19 protein-coding genes are annotated in these 22502 nt (G+C 63.7%); 13 read left to right on the forward strand and 6 right to left on the reverse strand.

Going from position 1 to position 22502, the window contains the following annotated elements; translation table 11 throughout:
- The first annotated feature begins 76 nt into the window (after window positions 1-76).
- From F7R02_RS08905 to F7R02_RS08935, 7 genes are all read left to right on the forward strand, one after another.
- Entirely contained in the window at window positions 77-3055 is a 2979-nt protein-coding gene (locus F7R02_RS08905; protein WP_078537553.1) for a TonB-dependent receptor, read from the forward strand.
- A gap of 103 nt (window positions 3056-3158) precedes the next feature.
- Window positions 3159-4778 carry a glucoamylase family protein gene (locus F7R02_RS08910; RefSeq protein WP_011051505.1) on the forward strand — a complete coding sequence of 540 codons (1620 nt, stop codon included), beginning with the start codon at window positions 3159-3161 and terminating at the stop codon, window positions 4776-4778.
- 3 nt (window positions 4779-4781) lie between these two features.
- On the forward strand, window positions 4782-6152 hold the full coding sequence (locus F7R02_RS08915) for a sugar ABC transporter substrate-binding protein (protein ID WP_078589385.1): 1371 nt from the start codon (window positions 4782-4784) through the stop codon (window positions 6150-6152).
- Window positions 6149-7033, forward strand: coding sequence for a carbohydrate ABC transporter permease (locus F7R02_RS08920; RefSeq protein ID WP_078589383.1), 885 nt, complete (start codon window positions 6149-6151; stop codon window positions 7031-7033). The genes F7R02_RS08915 and F7R02_RS08920 overlap by 4 nt, the downstream gene beginning before the upstream one ends.
- Entirely contained in the window at window positions 7030-7866 is an 837-nt protein-coding gene (locus F7R02_RS08925) for a carbohydrate ABC transporter permease (RefSeq protein WP_005913170.1), read from the forward strand. The genes F7R02_RS08920 and F7R02_RS08925 overlap by 4 nt, the downstream gene beginning before the upstream one ends.
- Before the next feature lie 26 nt (window positions 7867-7892).
- The gene (locus F7R02_RS08930) at window positions 7893-11030 is read left to right on the forward strand and encodes a discoidin domain-containing protein (protein WP_167520998.1); all 3138 of its coding nucleotides are present in this window, start codon (window positions 7893-7895) and stop codon (window positions 11028-11030) included.
- Between the two features lie 62 nt (window positions 11031-11092).
- Entirely contained in the window at window positions 11093-11995 is a 903-nt protein-coding gene (locus F7R02_RS08935) for an endonuclease/exonuclease/phosphatase family protein (protein WP_139370886.1), read from the forward strand.
- A 101-nt stretch (window positions 11996-12096) separates the two neighbouring features.
- On the opposite strand, the gene F7R02_RS08940 is transcribed toward F7R02_RS08935, so the two are convergent.
- The 6 genes from F7R02_RS08940 to ykgO form a co-directional block, all read right to left on the reverse strand.
- Window positions 12097-13329, reverse strand: coding sequence for a TraB/GumN family protein (locus F7R02_RS08940; protein WP_078589379.1), 1233 nt, complete (start codon window positions 13327-13329; stop codon window positions 12097-12099).
- A complete protein-coding gene (locus tag F7R02_RS08945) occupies window positions 13310-13849 on the reverse strand; it encodes a GNAT family N-acetyltransferase (protein ID WP_078589377.1) in 540 nt (179 codons plus the stop codon). Before F7R02_RS08945 ends, F7R02_RS08940 begins: the two co-directional genes overlap by 20 nt.
- A gap of 3 nt (window positions 13850-13852) precedes the next feature.
- Complete coding sequence (locus F7R02_RS08950) at window positions 13853-14737, reverse strand: carbon-nitrogen hydrolase (RefSeq protein ID WP_003489660.1); 885 nt, start codon at window positions 14735-14737, stop codon at window positions 13853-13855.
- A 124-nt stretch (window positions 14738-14861) separates the two neighbouring features.
- Complete coding sequence (locus tag F7R02_RS08955) at window positions 14862-15896, reverse strand: agmatine deiminase family protein (protein WP_039576721.1); 1035 nt, start codon at window positions 15894-15896, stop codon at window positions 14862-14864.
- Between the two features lie 234 nt (window positions 15897-16130).
- Complete coding sequence (locus F7R02_RS08960; protein WP_078589374.1) at window positions 16131-16472, reverse strand: hypothetical protein; 342 nt, start codon at window positions 16470-16472, stop codon at window positions 16131-16133.
- Between the two features lie 247 nt (window positions 16473-16719).
- Window positions 16720-16845, reverse strand: a complete 126-nt coding sequence (ykgO, locus tag F7R02_RS08965; RefSeq protein WP_005913193.1) for a type B 50S ribosomal protein L36 — start codon at window positions 16843-16845, stop codon at window positions 16720-16722.
- A gap of 172 nt (window positions 16846-17017) precedes the next feature.
- Between ykgO and cmk the strand changes: the two genes are divergently transcribed.
- From cmk to F7R02_RS08995, 6 genes are all read left to right on the forward strand, one after another.
- Window positions 17018-17701 (forward strand): (d)CMP kinase, encoded by a 684-nt coding sequence (gene cmk / locus F7R02_RS08970; RefSeq protein WP_003489653.1) that lies wholly within the window; start codon window positions 17018-17020, stop codon window positions 17699-17701.
- Window positions 17702-17883: 182 nt separating this feature from the next.
- Complete coding sequence (gene rpsA, locus F7R02_RS08975) at window positions 17884-19569, forward strand: 30S ribosomal protein S1 (RefSeq protein ID WP_003489652.1); 1686 nt, start codon at window positions 17884-17886, stop codon at window positions 19567-19569.
- 88 nt (window positions 19570-19657) lie between these two features.
- Window positions 19658-19969, forward strand: coding sequence for an integration host factor subunit beta (locus tag F7R02_RS08980; RefSeq protein ID WP_003489651.1), 312 nt, complete (start codon window positions 19658-19660; stop codon window positions 19967-19969).
- A gap of 66 nt (window positions 19970-20035) precedes the next feature.
- Window positions 20036-20341 carry a lipopolysaccharide assembly protein LapA domain-containing protein gene (locus tag F7R02_RS08985; RefSeq protein WP_003489650.1) on the forward strand — a complete coding sequence of 102 codons (306 nt, stop codon included), beginning with the start codon at window positions 20036-20038 and terminating at the stop codon, window positions 20339-20341.
- A gap of 6 nt (window positions 20342-20347) precedes the next feature.
- Complete coding sequence (lapB, locus tag F7R02_RS08990) at window positions 20348-21526, forward strand: lipopolysaccharide assembly protein LapB (protein WP_078589372.1); 1179 nt, start codon at window positions 20348-20350, stop codon at window positions 21524-21526.
- Window positions 21526-22494 (forward strand): MraY family glycosyltransferase, encoded by a 969-nt coding sequence (locus F7R02_RS08995; protein ID WP_078589369.1) that lies wholly within the window; start codon window positions 21526-21528, stop codon window positions 22492-22494. Before lapB ends, F7R02_RS08995 begins: the two co-directional genes overlap by 1 nt.
- The last annotated feature ends 8 nt before the right edge of the window (window positions 22495-22502 follow it).

Here is a 22502-nt window from a genome sequence, read left to right on the forward strand (position 1 = left end):
CTGCCCCCGCAGCGGCTGTTCCTGCACCACTGCACTGCCACAACAACAATCTGTACCGATCCCTGGAGGGACGACCATGCGCCACCACCACCCCCATTCCGCCCGTCCGGCGCGCAAGCTGCTCAGCTGCGCGCTTGCCAGCTGCCTGCTGCTCGGCGCCGCACCGGCTTTCGCACAAAGCACCGCTGCGACCATCCGCGGGCAGGTCACCGTCGATGCCGCACCTGCCGCCCAGGCGCAGGTCACCGCCACCAATCTGGCCACCGGCCTGACCCGCACCGTGCAGGTCAGCAACGGCGGTTATTCGGTGGGCGGCCTGCCGCCGGGTTCGTACCGCATCGATGTCGCCGCCAATGGCCAGACCAGTTCGCAGAACGTCACCGTGCAGGTCGGCCAGACGGCGACCTTGAACCTGGGCGTCGGTGGCGAACCCGCCACGGCCGCGGGTGGTAACGCCACCACGCTGGATGCGGTGCAGGTGAAGGCGCCGCCGGTGCTGGTGGAGACGCGCACCTCCGAAAACGCCACCTATATTTCCAACGTGCAGATCCAGAACCTGCCGCGCGCCACGCGCAACTTCCTGGAGCTGGCCGACACCGTGCCCAACGTGCAGTTCACCCGTGAGGCCAACGGCACCACCAAGGTGCGCACCGGCGCGACCTCGGCCGAAGGCACCAATGTCTACATCGACGGTGTCAGCCAGAAGAACTACGTGCTCACCGGTGGCGTGAGCGGCCAGGATTCCAGCCGCGGCAACCCGTTCCCGCAGTCGGCGATCGGCGAGTACAAGGTCATCACCTCCAACTACAAGGCCGAGTTCGACCAGGTCAGCGGCGCGGCCATCGTCGCCTCGTCCAAGTCCGGCACCAACGATTTCCACGGCAGCTTCTTCTGGGACACCAGCAACGACAGCTGGCGCGAAGAAAGCCCGCTGGAGAAGAAGGCCGGCGTGCGCGACGACTTCGAAGAAACCCAGTACGGCGCCACCTTCAGCGGCCCGATCCTCAAGGACAAGGCGCACTTCTTCATCGCCTATGAAGCCAAGGAGTACACCACCCCCAACGTGGTGATCCCCGGCTCGATCTATTCGGACCGCGTCGACCAGTTGCCTGCACAGCTGCAGCCGTTGGTGGTGACCTCCAGCACGCCGTTCAAGGAAGACCTGTACTTCGGCAAGATCGACTGGACCATCGGCGAGAACAACCTGTTCGAGCTGACCGGCAAGTACCGCAAGGAAGACGAGCTCAACGACGTCGGCCGCACCTCGACCTACGAGCACGGCAGCATCAACGGTCAGGAAGAAAAGCGCGCCAACCTGCGCTGGCAGTATAGCGGGGCCAACTTCCTCAACGAGGCCAACCTGAGCTACGAAAGCGCGTTCTGGAACCAGGCGCCGATCAACAACGGCAACGGCTACATCCTCAGCTACGCGCCGGTGCGCGGCAACGAGACCGACATCCTGGCGGCGGGCGCCGGCAGCAGCTTCCAGCGCAAGGGGCAGAAGGGCTGGACCTTCCAGGACGACCTGACCTTGAACAGCCTGGAATGGCATGGCGCGCACACCGTCAAGATGGGCGTGAAGTTCAAGAGCATCGATCTGGATTCGACCCAGTTCAACCCGGCCAACCCGCAGTACTACTACAACATCCTCACCGACGTGCAAACGCCGTACCGCGTGCGCTTCGGTGCGCCGCTGGTGGAAGGTGGCGGCTCGGTGGTGTCCAAGAACAAGCAGTACGGCATCTACCTGCAGGACGACTGGGAGGTCAACGAGCACTGGACCTTGAACCTGGGCGTGCGCTACGACTACGAGCAAACCCCGGCGTTCCTGGATTTCGTGACCCCCTCGGATGTCGCCAGCGCGCTGCAGAACTGGCCCAATCTGCGCAACGCCAACTACAACATCAACGACTTCATCAGCACCGGCAACAACCGCAAGGCGTTCAACAATGCCTGGCAGCCGCGTCTGGGCGCCTCCTACGACCTGTTCGGCGATCAGGCCCACGTGATCTATGGTGGTGCCGGTCGTGCGTACGACCGCAACATCTTCGATTACCTGGCACTGGAGCAGCTCAACAACTCCTTCAAGTCGTATAGCTACTACTTCACCAGCGCCAACAACCCCACTTGCCTGGGCGACCCGTGCACGGCCTGGAATCCGGCGTACAACAGCCAGGATGGCTTGAACACACTCACGGCCAACAGCACCGGCGGTGGCGGACGTGAGGTCTACCTGATCGACAACAACCTCAAGACCCCGTACTCCGACCAATTCAGCATCGGCATGCGCAACATGGTGCCGTTGTGGGGCCAGGACTGGTTCACCGATGTCACCCTGAGCCGCATCGAGAGCCACGACGGTTTTGCTTTCGTGCGCGGCAACCGCCTGCCGGACGGTTCGTTCTTCCAGCCGGGCACCACCTCCGGCGTGCCGACCGACGGCCCGAACGGCTATAGCGCCATCGTGCTGGGCACCAATGGCGTGGAAACCCGCAACAACCAGCTGGCCTTGCAGGTGGAAAAGCCCTTCGACGAAGAGTCCGGCTGGGGCCTGACCGTGGCCTACACCTATTCCGATGCGAAGGAGAACCGTCAGTTCGGCGAGCACTATGCGCTGGACCGCGAACGCATCCAGGACTATGGCTGGCGTGAGGCCGGCGGCATCCCGAAGAACCGCTTGGTGGTCACCGGCATCTACGAGCTGCCATATGAGATCAAGCTGTCCGGCAAGCTGTCGCTGGCCAGCCAGACCGCGCGCTATGGCCAGAATTGCCTGGCCGGCAACGACCAGTGCCAGATCATCCAGTTCAAGCCGGATGGCACGCTGGGCTACAAGGAATTCAGCATTGCCGCCAATAAAGAGTGGGACACCGGCGGTGGTGTCAAATTCAATGTGCGTGCGGATATCCTCAACGTGTTCAACTGGGTTAATTACGCCACCTTCAACGGCGATACCGGAACATTGCAGGACTTGAACACGGCTTACGGCACACCGACCGGTGTGCTGGCGTCGCCGATGCGCACCTTCCGTCTGGCTTTCGGCCTGAACTGGTGAGGTGCTCGACCGCCCTGGCCGCAACGCCAGGGCGGTCGAACTCGGCGCCTGGATAGGGTAGGTTGGCGTGTCAGATGTAATCGATTACACACGTGGGGGGCGGATGGACAGGGGCAACACGTCGCGATGGTTGACGATTCCACTCTTGCTGGGCGCGCTGGTCGTGGCGTCGTGCAAGCAAGCCGAGGAACCCAAGGTGGCCGAAAAGAAGGCACCGGTGAAAGTCATCCTGGTTGAGGCACAACTGCCGCCCAAACCGGTCAAGCCGCCGCTGCCGCCGTTGTTTTCGGACATCGAACGCCGCACGTTCCAGTTTTTCTGGGACACCACCAACGAGGTCAACGGCCTGTCGCCGGACCGGTTTCCGTCGCGCCCGTTCGCCAGCATTGCGTCGGTCGGATTCGCGCTGACCGCCTATCCGATCGGCATCGAAAACGGGTGGGTCAGTCGCAATCAGGCGATCGACCGCACCCTGACCACGCTGAAATTCTTCCGCGACGCGCCGATGGGGCCGCAGAAGACAGGCCGGGCCGGCTACAAGGGCTTCTACTATCATTTTCTGGACATGCAGCAGGGCAACCGCTACGACAGCTGGGTCGAGCTGTCGAGCGTGGACACCGCACTGCTGATGATGGGCGTGTTGTTCACCCAGTCGTATTACGACGGCGAGGACCCGCGCGAAAAGGAGATCCGCCAGATCGCCGACACGCTGTACAAGCGCGTGGACTGGCGCTGGCTGCAACAGCGCGCGCCGCTGATCTCGATGGGCTGGTTCCCCGAAAGCGGCTTCATCAACCACGACTGGATGGGCTACAACGAGGCGATGATGCTGTACATCCTCGCCCTGGGCTCGCCGACGCATGGGGTCGATCCGGACGCATGGACCAGTTGGACCCGCACCTACAACAACGACTGGGGCGTGTACCAGGGCCAGGAATACCTGTCGTTCGGCCCGCTGTTCGGCCACCAATACAGCCATGTCTGGATCGATTTCCGCGATATCCAGGACCAGTACATGCGCGAACGCGGCATCGACTACTTCCTCAACAGCCGCCGCGCCACCTTGGCGCAGCGCGACTACGCCATCGATAACCCGATGAAGTGGAAGGACTACGGCGAGAACGTCTGGGGCCTCACCGCCAGCGATGGCCCGCAGAACACCAGCCAGGAATACCGCGGCGAGCAGCGTCAATTCCGCCATTACTCTTCGCGCGGCGCCGGCCTGCGCGAGAATTTCGACGACGGCACCATCGTGCCCTCGGCGGCGATTTCTTCGATCGTGTTCGCTCCGGAAGTGGTGATCCCGGCCACCGAAGAGATGCACAAGCGCTATGGCGATTTCCTGTATTCCAGTTATGGCTTCCTGGATTCGTTCAATCCCAGCTTCAACTACGACATCCCGCTCAAGACCGGGCGCATGGTGCCGGATCGCGGCTGGGTGGCCAGCGACTACATCGCCATCGACCAGGGCCCGATCCTGGCGATGATCGCCAACTACCAGAACGAATTCGTCTGGAACGTGATGAAGAAAAACCCCTACATCCGTGCCGGTCTGGAACGCGCCGGCTTTACCGGCGGCTGGCTCACTCCGGAGGGCGAGCCGCAGCCGGCGCCGCAGAAGGACGAGCAGAAAGCCGCCGCGCGCGCGCTGGGCATGGCCGAATCGCGCGCCGCCGCCGCCCAGGCCCAGCAAGACCCCTCGCAACGCCAAAAACCCGAGTAATCCGTGCGCCTTTTGAAACTGTTGATGTTGGCCGTCGCCCTGTGTGCAGGTGCGACGGGATGCGAACGCTCCGATCCGGGCAAGACCACGGTGCGGTTCTGGGCGATGGGCAAGGAGGCCGAAGTGGTCGCCGAGCTGGTGGCCGATTTCGAAAAGCAGAACCCCACCATCCATGTGGATGTGCAGAACATCCCAATGACCGCGGCGCACGAAAAACTGCTGACCGCCTTTGCCGCCGACGGCCTGCCGGACGTGTGTCAGCTCGGAAACACCTGGCTGCCGGAATTTGCGCTGCTGGATACGCTGGAGCCGATGCAGCCGTACGTGGCGCGCTCCAAGATCGTCGACCCGGCCGATTATTTCCCTGGCGTGTGGGACACCAATCTGGTCGACGGCACGCTGTACGGCGTGCCGTGGTATGTGGACACGCGCCTGCTGTTCTATCGCAAGGACCTGCTGCGCGAGGCCGGCTACAGCCAGATGCCCAAGACCTGGGCCGAGATGGAACAGGTGATGGCCGCGATCAAGCGCAAGGTCGGCCCCGACCGCTACGCCATCCTGATGCCGCTCAACGAATTCGAGCAGCAATTGTCGTTCGCGCTGCAGCAGGACGACCGCCTGCTGCGCGACCATGACAACTACGGCAATTTCCGTGGCGCCGGTTTCCGCAAGGCGCTGGGCTTCTACGACAACCTGTATCAGCAGGGCTGGGCGCCCAAGGTCTCAGAGACCCAGGTCTCCAATGTCTGGTACGAATTCTTCAACGGCTATTACGCGTTCTATCTGTCCGGCCCGTGGAACGTGCGCGAGTTCAAGCTGCGCCAGCCGCCGGGCATGGAAGGCAACTGGGGCACGGCGCCATTGCCGGGGCCCAATGGCCTGGGTGCCGGCATTGCCGGCGGTTCCAGCCTGGTGATCTTCAAGTCCTCGCAACACAAGGACGCCAGCTGGAAGCTGATCGAATATCTGTCGCAGCCGCAGGTGCAGGCGCGTTTCCACGCCATCATCGGCGACCTGCCGCCGCGTCGCAGTACCTGGAAGCTGCCCTCGCTGGCCAACGACGCACTGGCGCATGCCTTCGGCGACCAGCTGGAGCGTGTCAAGGCCACGCCCAAGGTGCTGGAGTGGGAACGCATCGTGCAGGAAATGCGTCTGGTGACCGAGCGCGTGGTGCGCGGCGGGCAATCGCACGACGCCGCCGTGCAGGAACTGGATCAACGCGTGGACGAAATTCTGGCCAAGCGCCGCTGGATCTTCGAGCAGGAGGGCGGGCATGTCGGCCCGGCCGGTGACACGGCCCAGCCGGTAGTGAGGCCAGCTGCTGCAGACACCACCGCGCCAGCCGCCGCATCGGACCAGGGAGCCGCACGATGATGAAGCGTAATTCCGTCGCCGGCTGGGTGTTCGCCGCGCCGTCGATCTTGGTGCTGGGCATGTTCTTTGGCGTGCCGGTGTTCGCCGCGCTGGTGCTCAGCGTGACCGACTTCGACCTGTATGCATTGGCCGACAGCAGCCATCTGCGCTTTGTCGGCCTGGGCAACTACATCGACCTGCTGCAGACGCCGCTGTTCTGGAAGTCGCTGTGGAACACCACATATTTCGTGCTGCTGGGCGTGCCGATGTCGATCGGCGTGTCGCTGGGCGCGGCGCTGTTGCTCAACGCCAAGGCCTCGCGCTTCAAGGCGCTGTTCCGTACCGCCTTGTTCGCGCCGGTGGTGACCACGTTGGTGGCGGTGGCGGTGATCTGGCGCTACCTGTTCCATATCAAGTACGGCCTGGTGAACTTCGGCCTGGCCCAGTTGGGGATCGCCCCAATCGACTGGCTGGGCGACCCGCGTTGGGCGATGCCCACCATCATGCTGTTCGCGGTGTGGAAGAACTTCGGCTACAACATGGTGATCTTCCTGGCCGGGCTGCAGGCGATCCCGCAGGACTTGTACGAAGCTGCGCGCATCGATGGCGCTTCACGCTGGAAGCAGTTCCTGCACATCACCGTGCCGATGCTCGGCCCGGTGCTGATGGTGGTCGGCGTGATCACCATTTCCGGTTACTTCCAGCTGTTCGCCGAACCCTACGTGATGACCCGCGGCGACCCGCTGCAAAGCACCGTCAGCGTGCTGTATTTCATGTTCGAAGAAGGCTTCAAATGGTGGAACCTCGGCCGCGCCTCGGCGGTGGCGTTCCTGTTGTTCCTCATCATTCTGGCGGTGACCACCGTGATGCTGCGCTTTGGCCGCAAGAAGGACCTGATATGAGCCGTGAAGTTGGCCAATCGCGCTGGAATGCCGTGCTGATCAACGGCGGCCTGCTGGTGCTGGCGGTGATCAGCCTGGCGCCGCTGCTGTGGATGCTGTCGGTGTCGTTCATGCCCACTGGCGAGGCCAGCCGGTTTCCGCCGCCGATGCTGCCCTCGGCGTTCACCACGGCCAACTATCACGAGCTGTTCGCGCGCACCGGCATGGCGCGCAACTTCGCCAACAGCCTGTTGGTGTCCGGGCTGATCACGCTCGGGTCGTTGCTGGTCAACACCATGGCCGGTTATGCGTTCGCCAAGCTGCAGTTCGTCGGCCGCGAGCGCATCTTCAAGATCCTGATGGCGGCGTTGGTGATCCCGGCGCAGGTGGCGATGCTGCCGCTGTTCCTGCTGATGAAGCAGCTGCATCTGGTCAACAACATCGGCGGGGTGGTGGTGCCGGCGTTGGCCACGGTCTTCGGCATCTTCCTGGTGCGTCAGTACGCGCGCAGCATTCCGGACGAATTGATCGAGGCTGCGCGCATCGACGGCGCCAGCGAGATGCGCATCTTCTTCCAGATCGTGTTGCCGATGCTCAAGCCGGTGCTGGTCACCTTGACCATCTTCACTTTCATGGGCTCGTGGAACGATTTCATGTGGCCGCTGATCGTGCTGACCGACCAGGAGCAATACACCTTGCCGGTGGCGCTGGCTGCGCTGTCGCGCGAGCACATCATGGACGTGGAATTGATGATGGCCGGTGCAGTGGTGACGGTGATTCCGGTGCTGCTATTGTTCCTGGCGCTGCAGCGTTACTACATCCAAGGTCTTCTGCTGGGGAGTGTGAAGGGGTGAAACCAGTGTTCCTGCGACTGTGTGCCATGGCCGCTTTCGTTACGTCTGCGGGCGCGGCGCAGGCGCAGGAGCGCGTGCTCGACGGCTTCAACGACATCGGTGCCTGGCGCCTGGTGGTGTCCAACCAGGTCAGCGGCTCGCTGCGGCCGGTAGCCACCACCTCCGGTGGGCATGCCTTGTGTCTGGATTACAACTTCAACGGCGTCGCCGGCTATGTCGGCATTCGCCGCAATCTGCCCATCGAGTACCCGGACAATTACCGGCTCGGGTTTGCGTTGCGCGGCGAATCGCCGTCCAACGATCTGCAGCTCAAGCTGATCGATGCCAGCGGCGACAACGTGTGGTGGGTCAACCGCCCCGGCTTTGCTTTCCCCAAGAACTGGACCACGGTCAGCTACCGTAAGCGCAATATCGAAAAAGCCTGGGGCCCAGGTCAGGACAAGCAGCTGCGCAGCAGCGCCGATGTGGAGTTCACCATCTACAACAAGGTCGGCGGCAAGGGCACGGTGTGCTTGGACCGGCTCACGCTCACGCCGCTGCCACCTGAAGACACCTCGCCGCTCCAGGCCAAGGCCATCACCGACACCGCGCCTGCGCTGGAACAGCGCCTGGCCGATGGCAAGCCGGACACGTTCTGGCTCAGCGGCGCGGTCAAGCAACAGACGGTCACGCTGGATCTGGGCAAGGTGCGCGAGTTCGGCGGTGCGGTGGTGCAGTGGGTTCCGGGACTGCAGGCCTCGCAATATGTGGTGCGTTCGTCCAGCGACGGACGGAGCTGGCGCGACCTGCGTACCGTCACTGCCGGCGCGGGCGGCACCGATTGGCTGGCGCTTCCCGATACTGAGGCACGCTACCTGCGTTTCGATCTCAAGGACGGCCCCAACTGGCGCTATGGCATCAAGGAAGTGCAGTTGCAGCCGCTGGCATTCGCCGCAACGCCCAACGACTTCATCAAGTCGCTGGCCGCGCAGCTACCGCGCGGGAGTTATCCGCGCGGCTTCTCCGGCGAGCAGCCGTACTGGACCATACTGGGCCTGGATGGCGGCACCGAGCAGGGCCTCATTGGCGAAGACGGTGCGGTGGAAGTCGGCAAGGGCGGTTTCAGCATCGAGCCGTTCGTAGTGACCGGCGGCAAGGTGTTGCACTGGTCCGATGTCAGCAGCGAGCAAAGCCTGCAGGACGATTACCTGCCGATTCCCAGCGTCGATTGGCACCACGACCTGATGAATCTGCGTGTCACTGCCTTCGTGCAGGGCACCCCCGATCAGGCGCAACTGGTCGCGCGTTACCAACTGCACAACACCGGCAAGGACGCGCGCGAGTTCACCTTGGCGTTGGCCGTGCGTCCGTTTCAGGTCAACCCGCCGGCACAGTTTCTCAACACCCTGGGTGGCATCAGCCGCATCGAGCAACTCGCAGTGGATGGTGGCCAGGTCAGCGTCAACGGCAAGCCGCGGGTGTTCGCTGCACAGCGGCCGGATGCCGGCTTTGCGAGCGCCTTCGACAGCGGCATGGACGTCAGCCATCTCACTGCGGCCACGCCGCCGACAGTCACCCAGGTGAAGGACGAAACCGGGCTGGCGTCGGGCGTGCTGTTGTATCGCTGGAAGTTGGAGCCTGGCCAACGCCGTGAAGTGGCCTTGGTCATTCCGCAAACCGGCGCCGCGCAGCTGCCGGCGGGCTTCGATGCCGACACCGCGCAGCAGCGGGTGGCGCAGCAGTGGCGCAGCAAGCTCGATCGCGTGCGCATCAGTGTGCCGGCCGAAGGCAAGCCGGTGGTCGATACCTTGCGCACCGCGCTGGCGCACATGCTGATCTCGCGCATCGGCCCGCGCCTGCAGCCGGGCACGCGCTCGTATTCGCGTAGCTGGATCCGCGACGGCGCGATGATTTCCGAAGGGCTGTTGCGGCTGGGTCGCGAAGACGTGGTGCGCGACTATGTGGACTGGTTTGCGCCGTATCAGTTCGCCGACGGCATGGTGCCGTGCTGCGTGGACGACCGCGGCAGCGACCCGGTGCCGGAGAACGACAGCCACGGTGAGCTGATCTACAACATCGCCGAGTACTACCGCTATACCGGCGACAAGGCCTTCCTGGAAAAGATGTGGCCGCATGTCACAGGTACCTACGACTACATGGAAACGCTGCGCGCCAGCGAGCGCACCGAAGAAAACTTCATGCGTAACCCGGCCTTCTACGGGATGATGCCGGTGTCGATCAGTCACGAAGGCTATTCGGCCAAGCCGGTGCATTCGTATTGGGACAACTTCTGGGCACTGCGCGGCTACAAGGACGCGGCGATGCTGGCCGGTGCGCTGGACAAGCCAGAGGAGGTGGCCCGCTTCAGCACCGCACGCGATGAATTCAGCGGCGATCTGATCGCATCGTTGGGTTCGGCGGTGCGTCAGCACAACCTCGACTTCGTGCCGGGTTCGGCGGAACTGGGCGACTTCGATGCGACCTCGACCACCATTGCGTTGACGCCAGGCGGCGAGCAGCAACGCCTGCCGCAGGATCTGCTGACCAAGACCTTCGAGCGTTACTGGAAGGAATTCTCCGACCGCCGCGACGGCAAGCGCGAATGGAAGGACTACACGCCCTACGAGTGGCGCAACGTGGCCGCATTCGTGCGCCTGGGCTGGCGCGACCGCGCCTGGGACGCGACCGCGTTCTTCTTCAAGGACCGCGCGCCACAACCCTGGAACCAATGGGCCGAAGTGGTCTCGCGCACGCCGCGCACACCGTTCTTCGTCGGCGATCTGCCGCATGCCTGGGTCGCCTCGGACTTCGTACGCTCGGTGCTGGACATGTTCGCCTACGGCCGCGAATCCGATGCCAGCCTGGTCATCGCTGCCGGCACGCCGACGCGCTGGTTCGAAGGCAAGGGGATTGGCATCGCCGAACTGCGCACGCCGTACGGGCGGCTCAGTTACACCTTGCAACGCACCGACAAGCAGTTGGTGCTGCAGTTGCAGCCCGGTCTGATCCTGCCGCCGGGCGGTGTGGTGCTGCCGTGGCCGTATCAGGGCACCCCGGGCAAGGCCACGATCAACGGCGAACCGGCTGAGTGGCAGAACGGCGAATTACGCATCCAGCAGATGCCGGCGAACGTGCAAATCGATGTGCCCAGCGCGGTGCGGCGGGCCGAGCGCACCACGCAATGAGGCAGGCGTGGCGGCTGTCCCGGGCAGCGCCAGCATGGCGAAGTTCCGAACGGCCGCTCATGTTGGTCGCCCTCCTGCTGTTGTCCACCGGCGTGCAGGCTGGGCAAGCCGGGCAGGGCGTTTCCTCAGTGCAGCGCGGCAATCGTGATCAGTCAGCGAACGTCGCGCAGTCACCCGCCGCAGCGTCGCGTGAAATGACCCTGGTCACGCTCAACCTGCATCACGATCGCGAAGACTGGCCGGCGCGACGCGCGCATATCGCCAAGGAACTCAAGCGACTGGCGCCGGATGTGATTGCGTTGCAGGAAGTGATCGAGCGCCGCGGCAGCGTGGAAAATCAGGCCGCCTGGCTCGCGCGCAAGCTCGGCTATGACTACATCTTCGCCTCGGTCGATCCGGTCGGCGCCCCCAAACGCTACGGCAACGCCTTGTTGAGCCGCCGCAGGGTGCTCGCCACGCACCAGCGCCTGCTGCAGCCCCTGGACGATTACCGTGTCGCCGCGCATCTGCAGGTGGATGTCGACGGCCAACCGGTCAACGTCTACGTCACCCATCTCAACGAACGCGCCGACGCACGCGGTACCGGCATACGCACGCGCCAGGTGGCCGATCTGCTGGACTTCATCGCCTCCAACAGCGCACAGGCGCCGGTGGTGATCGCCGGCGATTTCAACACCGCCGCCGACACGCTCGATCTGCAAGCGCTACGCAAGGGCTACGGCGACAGCTACGGCAGCGTGCATCGCAATAGCGACGCCACGGTCAGCACCTTGAACATGCACGTCTTCGACAGGCCTGCGCGCATCGATCATGTGTTTTTCCAGCAGAACCGCCTGCTGGCCCGCGAAGCCCGCATCCTGTTCGACACGCCTTATGCCGAAGGCCGCTGGGCATCGGATCACTATGGGGTGTGGGTACGCCTGCAGCTCGCGCCGGAGCATCCAGCAATCAACCGGACGCCGTAGGAGCGCACCTGGGCGCGACAGGGATTTACCGGTAAAGCCTCATCGCGCCCGGGTGCGCTCCTACGAACGGTCTGGATCTGGCGGATTCAGCGCCGCCACGCTCACCCATGCAGACGGTTAAAGATCTGCACCCCGGCCAGCCACACACCGGCCATGCTGCCGAAATTGGTCAGCAGGAATGTCAGCACCACGCGCGAGACGCGGTTGCGGTACCAGCCGCGCAGCGTCTGCGCATCGTCGCGCAGCGATAGAAAATCGCCGTAGGCCGGCTTGCGCATATGCACTTCGACCAGCGCGGCGAATGCACCGGTCGGCACGCTCAGGCGGAATGGTTTGAACGGCGCAACGACCGCGGCGGTGAGAATGCTCAACGGGTGGCTACCCGCCAGCAAGCAGCCGAGCGCGGCCATGCCGCCAGTGTACATGGCCCACTGCAACAACAGGTCCGCGCCCATGCTCAGGCCACCACGCCAGAACCCGATACCGATGCCAGTGATGATCACCGCCAGGATGCCCAGCGTGATCCACGGGATACGCTTGCGCTGCTGCACGTATTCCAGCGATTCGCGCAGCGGGCCGGGGGCAGCGGTGCCCTGTTCCAGATGGCGCGCGAGCCCGGCCAGATGCCCGGCGCCGACTACCGCCAAGATCTCGCGCTGGTCTGCGCCGACTTCTTCACGCAAACGTGTGGCCATGTATTGATCGCGCTCGGCGATCACCGTTTCGTACAACTCCGGGCTTTCGCTGGCGAAATCGCCGAAGCTTGCCTCCAGCATGTCGCCTTGCTTGAGCTTTTCGATTTCCTCTTCGCCCACCTCGTCGGCAGCGAACAGGCCGCCGAGCAACCCGCCGGCCAGTTTCATCTTGCCGAAAAATCCCAGGCGCCCGGATGCGCGTTTGAAGGTCAGGCCGACCTCGCGATCGATCAGATGCACCGGCAAGCCTTGCGCGCGCGCCAGGTTCACCGCCTCCTTCAATTCCGCGCCCGGTTCGATGCCCAGTTGCTTGGCCAGGCGACGCTGATACGCCGCCAGGGCCAGATTCGCCGCGAACAAGGCCACGCGCCCCTTGCGGATCACCTGTACCAGATCCAGGCGGGCGAGGGCATCGGGATCGCTGAGCGCCTGCAAGCGCTGCGCATCCAGTTCCACCGCCACTGCGTCGTAACGCCCGCTGCCGATCGCCCGTTGCACGGCGGCGACGCTGGCCAGCGACACGTGCGCGGTGCCGAGCAAGGTATAGCGCACGCCGTCGCGTTCGACGATGCGATGCGGCTGGCCGGACAGCGCATCGTCCAGAACGTGGGGGGGCTGCTCAGTCATGGGTCTTTTCATCAGAAGGAGGGGCGGTGTCGCCGGAGCCGAGCGCGCGTTGCATCTGCACGCCGTCCAGCCAGCGGCCGTGTTTGCGGCCGATTCCGTTGAAGACTCCGACCGTGCGAAATCCAAAACGTTCATGCAAGTGTCGCGATGCCAGATTGCCGGCATCCCCAATCACCGCAATCATCTGCCGGAAGCCGCGCTGCTCGCACACCGCGATCAGCTCGCCCAGCAGCGCTTTGCCGATGCCGCGGCCCTGCATCGCTGCGGACAGGTAGATCGAGTTCTCCACCGTCCAGCGATATCCGGCGCGCGCGCGAAATGCGCTTGCATAGGCGTAGCCCGCGACCACGCCATCGAGCTCGGCGACCAGATAGGGGTAGCCTACATCCACGATCGCGCTGACCCGCGCGCGCATCTCATCGAGCGATGGCGCCTTGTATTCGTAGGTATTGACCCCGGCGATCTGCTCCGCATAGATCGCAGTGATCGCCGGAATGTCCGCATTGCGGACCGCACGCAACTCGAGTGGCATGCGTCAGTCGATGTAGCGCTTGAGCAGATCGCCGTACGCATCGATGCGACGGTCGCGCAGGAATGGCCAAATGCGGCGCACATGTTCGCTGCGTTGCAGGTCGACATCGCAGATCAGTACGGTCGGGTCCTGGCCGGCTTCGGCAATGAACTCGCCCTGCGGCCCCAGCACATGGCTGTTGCCCCAGAACTGGATGCCCGATGCGCCCAGCGGGGAGGGCTCATGGCCGACCCGGTTGCACGACAGTACCGGCACGCCGTTGGCGACCGCATGGCCGCGATGGCTGAGGATCCAGGCATCGCGCTGGCGCTCCTGCTCCGGCTGCTGGTCGTCCGGATCCCAACCGATCGCCGTGGGGTAGAGCAGCAGCTCCGCACCGGCCAGCGCCATCAGGCGCGCCGCTTCCGGATACCACTGGTCCCAGCACACCAGCACGCCAAGGCGGCCCACCGAGGTATCGATCGGCGTGAAGCCCAGATCGCCCGGAGTGAAATAGAACTTCTCGTAGAAGCCCGGATCGTCGGGGATGTGCATCTTGCGGTACTTGCCGAGCAGGCGGCCGTCCTTTTCGAACACCACTGCGGTGTTGTGATACAGGCCGGCCGCGCGGCGTTCGAACAGCGATGCGACCAGCACCACGCCGTGCTGCTTGGCCAGCGCGCTCAGACGCTCGGTGCTGGGGCCGGGAATCGGCTCGGCCAGGTTGAATTCGTCCACCGACTCGTGCTGGCAGAAATACGCACCGTTATGCAGTTCCTGCAGCAGCACCAGCTTGGCGCCCTGCGCGGCGGCTTCGGCCACGCGCGATGCGATGACGGCCAGGTTGGCCTCGGCGTCGCCGTGGTTGCGCTCCTGGATCAGCGCGACGGGGAGGAGATGACGGGTCATGGCAGCATCCAACGTAAGTAGCGCACTAAGGTAGCGCGCCATGGCGTAACACCGGCCTGCCGGCCGGAACAGGAGCCACGCGCGGTCTGTGCGGCCGCAACGCAGGCGAGGTTTGCAACTGCGCTCAGGCCGCGAGCAGGCCTGCAGGTAATTGCATGGTCAGGCAATGCAGGCTGCCGTTCTGCCAGATCAGCGCACGGCACGGCACCGGCACGATCTCGTGGTGCGGGAATGCCTGCGCCAGCACCGCCTGCGCGGTTGCATCGGCCGCATCCCCATAGGCCGGCATCAGCACCGCGCCGTTGACGATCAAAAAATTGGCATACGACGCAGCCAGCCGGCGGCCTTCGTCGAGAATGGGCTGTGCCCACGGCAGCACAAATAGCCGATACGGCTGCCCGTCGGCCTTGCGCAGCGCGGCCAATTCGGCGCCCATCGCCTGCAGCTCGACGTAATGCGAATCGCTGGCCACATCGCAGCCTTGATAGACGATCGCATCCGGGCCGGCAAAGCGCGCCAACGTATCGATATGCGCGTCGGTATCGTCGCCTTCCAGGTAGCCATGATCCAGCCACAGCACGCGCTCCTGCGCCAGCCATGTGGCCAGATCGCTGCTGAGCGATTCGCGCGTGCGCTGCGGGTGCCGCTCATGCAGGCACTTCCAGGTGGTCAGCAGCGTGCCGGCGCCATCGGTCTCGATTGCGCCGCCTTCCAGGGCGAAGTCGACGGTCTCCACCTGCGCCGGCACGAACACCTGTGCGGCATCCAGCGAGCTCACCAACTGATCGTCCAGGCTGGCTTCGAACTTGCCGCCCCAACCGGTGAAACGGAAATCCATCAACCGGAAGCCGGCTTCCTGGCGCAGTGTGATCGGGCCCGAATCGCGCAGCCAGGTGTCGTTGTAGGCGGCGATCACGAAACGCACGCGCGTCATGTCCACCCGCGCCGAACGCAGCCGCGCCTCGGCATAGATCTGCAGATCGTCGTCGGCCACACAGATGACCACCGGCTCGAAGCGGGAGATCGCCGTGACCAGCGCAATATAGGTTTCTTCCACGTCGGCCAGGCGCTCGGCCCAATCGGTACCGGCATGCGGCCACGCGAGCAACACGGCGGATTGGGGTTCCCACTCGGCGGGAAAGCGAAGACGGTCGGTCATGCCAGGCAAATACTCATCTTGGTGTGCGGGCCATCGCCCGCACGTTCAACGATATCCCGCACGTTGATGCGGGCTCTTGCGATCCAGGCGCTGATCGCCGCGCCCGGCCTTCTGACAGCATTGCAGCAACGCATGTCCGGCTACTGACGGACCCGGTACACCTTGCGATGCGACTCGTACAGCCGGTGTGCGGAGGCGGATGCCAGCACCTGCGGCCGAGCCGTCACCAACGCCTCAGCGGATCGGCGGCTTGGGCCCGATCTCGTCGGCATCGGCCTTGTTGGCCACCACGTCGATCACCTTGCTCTTTTCGAAGTAAACGGTGAAGGCCGGATACACCCAGCGATGGATGGTCGGCCACTGGCGCTTTTGGCCGCCGCGCGGGTCGAGCTTTTCCTGTGGCGCGCCGTAGCGGCCTTCGACCTGGCTCATGCTCTCGCCGCGCAAAGGCAGGGCGGCGGCAGGCTTCTGCTGTGCGCGGTCGACCAGCAGTGTATCGGCCGAAGCAACGGCACTGATCCCCATCAGCGCGATTGCGAGCACGGCTGGCGGCATCACAAACAAACGGTTACGCATGTCATCTACTCCCCAGTGGACAAGATTTCAGATGTTGATTACAGCAAAAAACGACGCTAGGCGCTGCTGAGACACGGCTGACCTGGCGCCGCCGCGATTGCCCAGGCGCCCCCCGGTGCAGCGGCACCATGTCCTGGCTGGGCGGCGGCCGGCGGCAGATGCGTGTGCCAACCACCGCCGTGAAGCAGCGGCCAAGAAAAAACCGCCCGGAGGCGGCTTTCTCGGGTCTTGCACGCGCCGCAAAGGCTTAGCGCTGACGCGCCTTGAAACGCGGGTTCGACTTGCAGATCACGAAGACCTTACCGCGGCGGCGGACCACCTTGCAGTCGCGGTGACGGGTCTTCGCAGACTTCAGGGAGGACAGGACTTTCATGGCACACCTCGGCGTAAACGGTTGGATTCGATGGAAGAGTGCCCGCAATCGAGGGTGCACCCGGAATTAAGCCGGCAATTCTAACCGGCTTTTCGTCGTGCTTTCAAGTGGTTGCAGCGCGATCGCGGCGAGCGGCGCTACACTACGGCCTGATGACCTTCCGGAAACCTGAATGACCGACCTGTCGCCCGTCCTCACCATCGATGGCCCCTCCGGTGCCGGCAAGGGCACCGTGAGCCGGATCGTGGCCGCCCGGCTGGGCTGGCATTACCTCGATTCGGGTGCACTGTATCGCGCTGTCGGAGTCGCTGCGAGCTGGGCCGACCTGGATGTCTCCGACCCGGCAGCGCTGGTGCGCTGCACCTTCGACACCAAGGTGGAATTCGACGATGCGGGAGAGGCAGGGTTGCGCGTGCTGGTTAATGGTGCAGACGCGACCGGTGAGCTGCGCCTGGAAACTACCGGCGCGCTGGCCTCGGCCATTGCGGCCATTCCCGAGGTTCGCAGCGCCCTGAAGGAGCGCCAACGTGCATTCAGGCGCGCGCCCGGCCTGGTTGCCGACGGGCGCGACATGGGCACGGTGATCTTTCCCGATGCTGCCTACAAGGTGTTTCTGACCGCCAGTGCCGAAGAACGTGCGGGTCGTCGCCATAAACAGTTGATGGAAAAGGGTGTTTCGGTTATCTTTGACGACCTGCTGCGCGAGATCATGGCCCGTGATGCCCGTGATGCGCAGCGGGTGGTGGCGCCATTGCGGCCGGCCGAAGACGCCGTGCTGATCGATACCAGCGGAATGGGAATCGAAGATGTCGTCCAGCGTGTGGTCGGGTTGCTCGCAGGCCGCACGCCGTCGTAAGCGTTTCGCAAGCGGGTTTGCCCCGCCGACCGTGAGGCGTTCCAAAGCTCCGTCGCGCATCCTGCGTGGCGGTTCTATGACTTCCAACCGACTCGCTGTCCGGAGTCGACCAACAGGCTGGGCGGTTCGCATCTGTCGCACTCCGACGATCGGCGCCCGTGTGTTCAACTGAGTAAATTCAAATGACAGAATCTTTTGCAGAACTGTTCGAAGCCAGTCAAGCCAATCTGGCGAAGCTGAAGCCGGGCTCCATCGTCACCGGTACCGTCGTGGAAGTTCGCGGCGACGTGGTGGTGATCAACGCTGGCCTGAAGTCCGAAGGCATCGTGCCGATCGAGCAGTTCCGTAACGACGCTGGCGAGATCGATGTCGGCGTCGGCGACCAGGTCAAGGTTGCCCTCGATTCCATCGAGAACGGCTTCGGCGAAACCGTGTTGTCGCGCGAGAAGGCCAAGCGCGCGATGGTGTGGGACGAGCTGGAAGAAGCGTTGGAAAAGAACGAGACCATCACCGGCCGCATCAGTGGCAAGGTCAAGGGTGGTTTCACCGTGGACATCAAGGATGTCCGCGCATTCCTGCCTGGTTCGCTGGTGGATGTGCGCCCGGTGCGCGACCCGGCCTACCTGGAAGGCAAGGAACTGGAGTTCAAGCTGATCAAGCTGGACCGCAAGCGCAACAACGTGGTGGTTTCGCGTCGTGCAGTGGTCGAAAGCGAGCACTCGGAAGAGCGCGAGCAGCTGATGGACAAGCTGCAGGAAGGCGCGATCCTGAAGGGTGTCGTCAAGAACCTGACCGACTACGGCGCATTCGTGGACCTGGGCGGTATCGACGGCCTGCTGCACATCACCGACATGGCCTGGAAGCGCGTGCGCCATCCGTCCGAAGTCGTCAACGTCGGCGACGAGCTGGACGTGCGCGTGCTGAAGTTCGATCGCGAGCGTAACCGCGTCAGCCTCGGCCTGAAGCAGCTGGGCGAAGATCCGTGGGACAACATCGCGCGTCGTTACCCGGCCAACAGCCGCGTGTTCGGCAAGGTCTCCAACGTCACCGATTACGGCGCGTTCGTCGAGATCGAGCCGGGCGTCGAAGGTCTGGTGCACGTCTCCGAGATGGATTGGACCAACAAGAACGTCAACCCGTCCAAGGTTGTGCAGGTGGGTGACGAAGTCGAAGTGATGGTGCTGGATGTCGACGAGGAGCGTCGCCGCATCTCGCTGGGCATGAAGCAGGTCGCCGCCAATCCGTGGGAAACCTTCGCTGCCACCCACAAGAAGAACGACAAGGTGTCCGGTCAGATCAAGTCGATCACCGACTTCGGCATCTTCATCGGCCTGGACGGCGGCATCGACGGTCTGGTGCACCTGTCCGACATCAGCTGGAACACCACCGGCGAAGATGTCGTGCGCAACTACAAGAAGGGCGACACGCTGGAAGCCGTCGTGCTGGCAGTGGACCCGGAACGTGAGCGCATCAGCCTGGGCGTCAAGCAGCTGGAGCAGGACCCGTTCGGTCAGTACATGGCGTCCAACCCGAAGGGTTCGAAGGTCGAAGGCGTGGTCCGTGAAGTGGATGCCAAGGGCGCCACGATCGACCTGGCCGATGGCATCGAAGGCTACGTCGCTGCACGCGACATCGCCAACGAGCGCGTCGACGATGCGACCCAGCACCTGAAGGTCGGCGACAAGATCGAAGCCAAGTTCGTGGGTATGGACCGTAAGGGCCGCACCCTGCAGCTGTCGATCAAGGCCAAGGACGATGCCGAAATGCGCGAAACGTTGGAGGACTATCAGTCCGCTTCCGCATCGGGCGGCATGACTCAGCTGGGCGCGCTGCTGCGTGCGCAGTTGAACAACAACAAGTCCGAGTAAGCGCGTAGCGCTCGCAAGAGCGTAATGGATCGGCCCGGGCTTGCCCGGGCCGATTCCGATGTGTCAGTCGAAAAAAGCAAGTCTTCCCATGACCAAGTCCGAATTGATTGAAATCCTGGCGCGACGCCAAGCGCATCTGAAGTCGGACGACGTAGATCTGGCAGTCAAGTCGCTGCTGGAAATGATGGGGCAGGCCCTCTCCGACGGTGATCGGATCGAAATTCGCGGGTTCGGCAGTTTTTCGCTGCATTACCGTCCGCCACGGTTGGGACGTAATCCCAAGACCGGCGAGTCGGTCGCGCTGCCGGGCAAGCATGTTCCCCACTTCAAGCCGGGCAAGGAATTGCGTGAGCGCGTGAGCTCCGTGGTGCCTGTGGATGTGGCCGATACGGCAGACTGAAGCCATTCTGGCGCTGCGTTTATGTCGTCTCGGTTAAGCTAGTTCGCTTCCCGACGGAGTCTCGCCATGAAGGTGCTTCGCTTGCTGGTGATGTTGGCCTTCCTGCTGGTCGGTCTGATCATTGGTGCGGTTAATTCCCAGGATGTCACGCTCGATTTCCTGTTCTCCAGCGTGCATACCAGTTCGGGCGTCGCGATCATCGTCGCGCTGCTGGTCGGTGTGTTGATCGGTGCCGGCATGGTGCTGGTCAGTGTGGTCATTCCCCTCTATTCCAAACTGCGCCAGGCCAACAAGGCTGTTGCGGTCAGTCGCGCCGACGCCAGGCCTGTCACGCCTGCGACCGTCGAGCCGCGCCCCATCGATGGACTGTAACGACGTATGGACTTTCTGACCGAGTGGATCTGGTTCTTCCTGTTCGTGCCGCTGGCTGCCCTTGGTGGATGGATCGTCGGCCGTCGTGGCGGTCAACGTCATGGCGACACGCAGGTCAGTCGTCTTTCCAGCACGTATTTCCGCGGGTTGAACTATCTGCTCAACGAACAGCCGGACAAGGCGATCGAGCTGTTTTTGCATATCGCCGAACTGGACAAGGAAACCTTCGAGACCCAGGTCGCGTTGGGGCATCTGTTCCGTCGCCGTGGTGAAGTGGACCGCGCGATCCGCCTGCATCAGGGCCTGGTGCAGCGTGGCGACCTGACCGATCAGCGACGCGTCCAGGCATTGCTGGCGCTCGGCGAGGACTATATGAAGTCAGGTCTGCTGGATCGTGCCGAAACGGTCTTTACCGAATTGGCGCAACTGGACCAGCGCGCGCCGCAGGCGCTGCGCCACCTGATCGGCATCTATCAGGCCGAGCGCGATTGGGAAAAGGCGATCGACAACGCCACCCGCTATGAAGAAGTGACCGGCGAGCCGATGGGCAAGCTGATCTCGCAATTCGAATGCGAACTGGCTGACCGCTATCGCGGCCTGGGCAAGACCGACGATGCGCTACAAGCGATCGCGCGTGCCTACCAGGCCGATGGCACCTCCGTGCGCGCCGGCATTCTGGAAGGACGCATCGAAGCCGAGCGCGGCCACGACGAAGCGGCGGTGCGCGCTTTCGAACGTGCTGCCCGGCATGATCCGGAATACCTGCCCGAGATCATTCCCGCATTGATGGCCGCGTATCGACGGGTCGGCGATATCGCCGGCGCACGCAACTTCCTGTCGGAGATGACCGAGCACTATCGTGGCATTGCGCCGGTGCTGGCGCTGACCCAGTTGATGGAAGCCCAGGATGGCGTCGCACCTGCGCTGGCCTATCTTGGCCGCCAGCTCAAGGATCGCCCGTCGGTGCGTGGTGAGTCGGCGTTGATCGACCTCACCCTGGCTGAGGGGAGCGACCCGGTCGGCACCTTGCAGGACCTCAAGCACATCACCGACCAGTTGCTGGTGCGCAATCCGAGCTACCGATGCACACGCTGCGGCTTTGGTGCCAAGACGCATCACTGGCAATGCCCGAGCTGCAAGGAATGGGGTACGGTCAAGCCGCTGTTGAACTACGCGGTGGTCTGATGGTGTGGCTGTGGTGCGTGCTGCACCTGCTGGTCGCGGCACTGGGGACCTGGGGGCTGCGGCGCTATGCCTTGCACCGCCGCCTGCTCGATCATCCCGGTGAACGGCGTAGCCACGTGGTGGCAACCCCGCGCGGCGGCGGCATGGCGATTGTGGCGGCGATCTTGCTGGGCTGCGTTGCAGCTTGCGCGCTATGGCCGACATCTCGGCTGACGGTCTGCTGGTTCGCGGCGGGCGTGGTCGCAGTGGCCGGGGTGGGCTGGTGGGACGACCACCGTCCGCTTTCGGCAAGGCTGCGGTTCTCGATCCACCTGGCTGCCTCGGTGGCATTGGGCGCCTTGGTCTGGCATGGCACAGGCAGCGTGTGGGATGGAGTGCTGACTGCCGCTGCGTCCGTGATGTTGATCAATGTCTGGAATTTCATGGATGGCATCAACGGTCTGGCCAGCACCCAGGCGGCATTGGCCGCCCTGGGATTCTCGCTGGTAGCGCCTGCCGGTTGGTCGTGGGCAGGTCTGGCGGTTGCCGCAGCGTGCCTCGGGTTTGTGCCGTTCAACTTCCCACGTGCGCGCATCTTCATGGGCGATGGCGGCAGCGGTGCGCTCGGCTATGTGCTGGCGGCGCTATTGGCGCTGAACGTCGCAGGTGGTCAGGTGAGCTGGTGGATCAGCTGGCTCCCGTTAACGGCCTTTCTTGTAGACGCCGGCTTCACACTGCTTGCTCGCATGCTCTCCGGGCAACGCTGGTGGGAGCCGCATGCCCAGCACGTGTACCAACGTCTGGCGCGTCTTCTTGAGACGCACGTTCCGGTAACGGGCGTTTATTTCGCTTTCAGCCTCATTGCCGTCTGCTTGTACCTGTTAATCCGTCATGATCCGTTCTGGCTGCAGGTGTACGGCGCGCTGGTATGGGGCATGGGCGCCACTGCGATCTGGCATTTTCTGCGCGATGGATTGCGCAATTCTTGACTAATGGA

Source organism: Xanthomonas cissicola (genome assembly GCF_008801575.1).
In the GTDB taxonomy this organism is placed as follows: domain Bacteria; phylum Pseudomonadota; class Gammaproteobacteria; order Xanthomonadales; family Xanthomonadaceae; genus Xanthomonas; species Xanthomonas cissicola.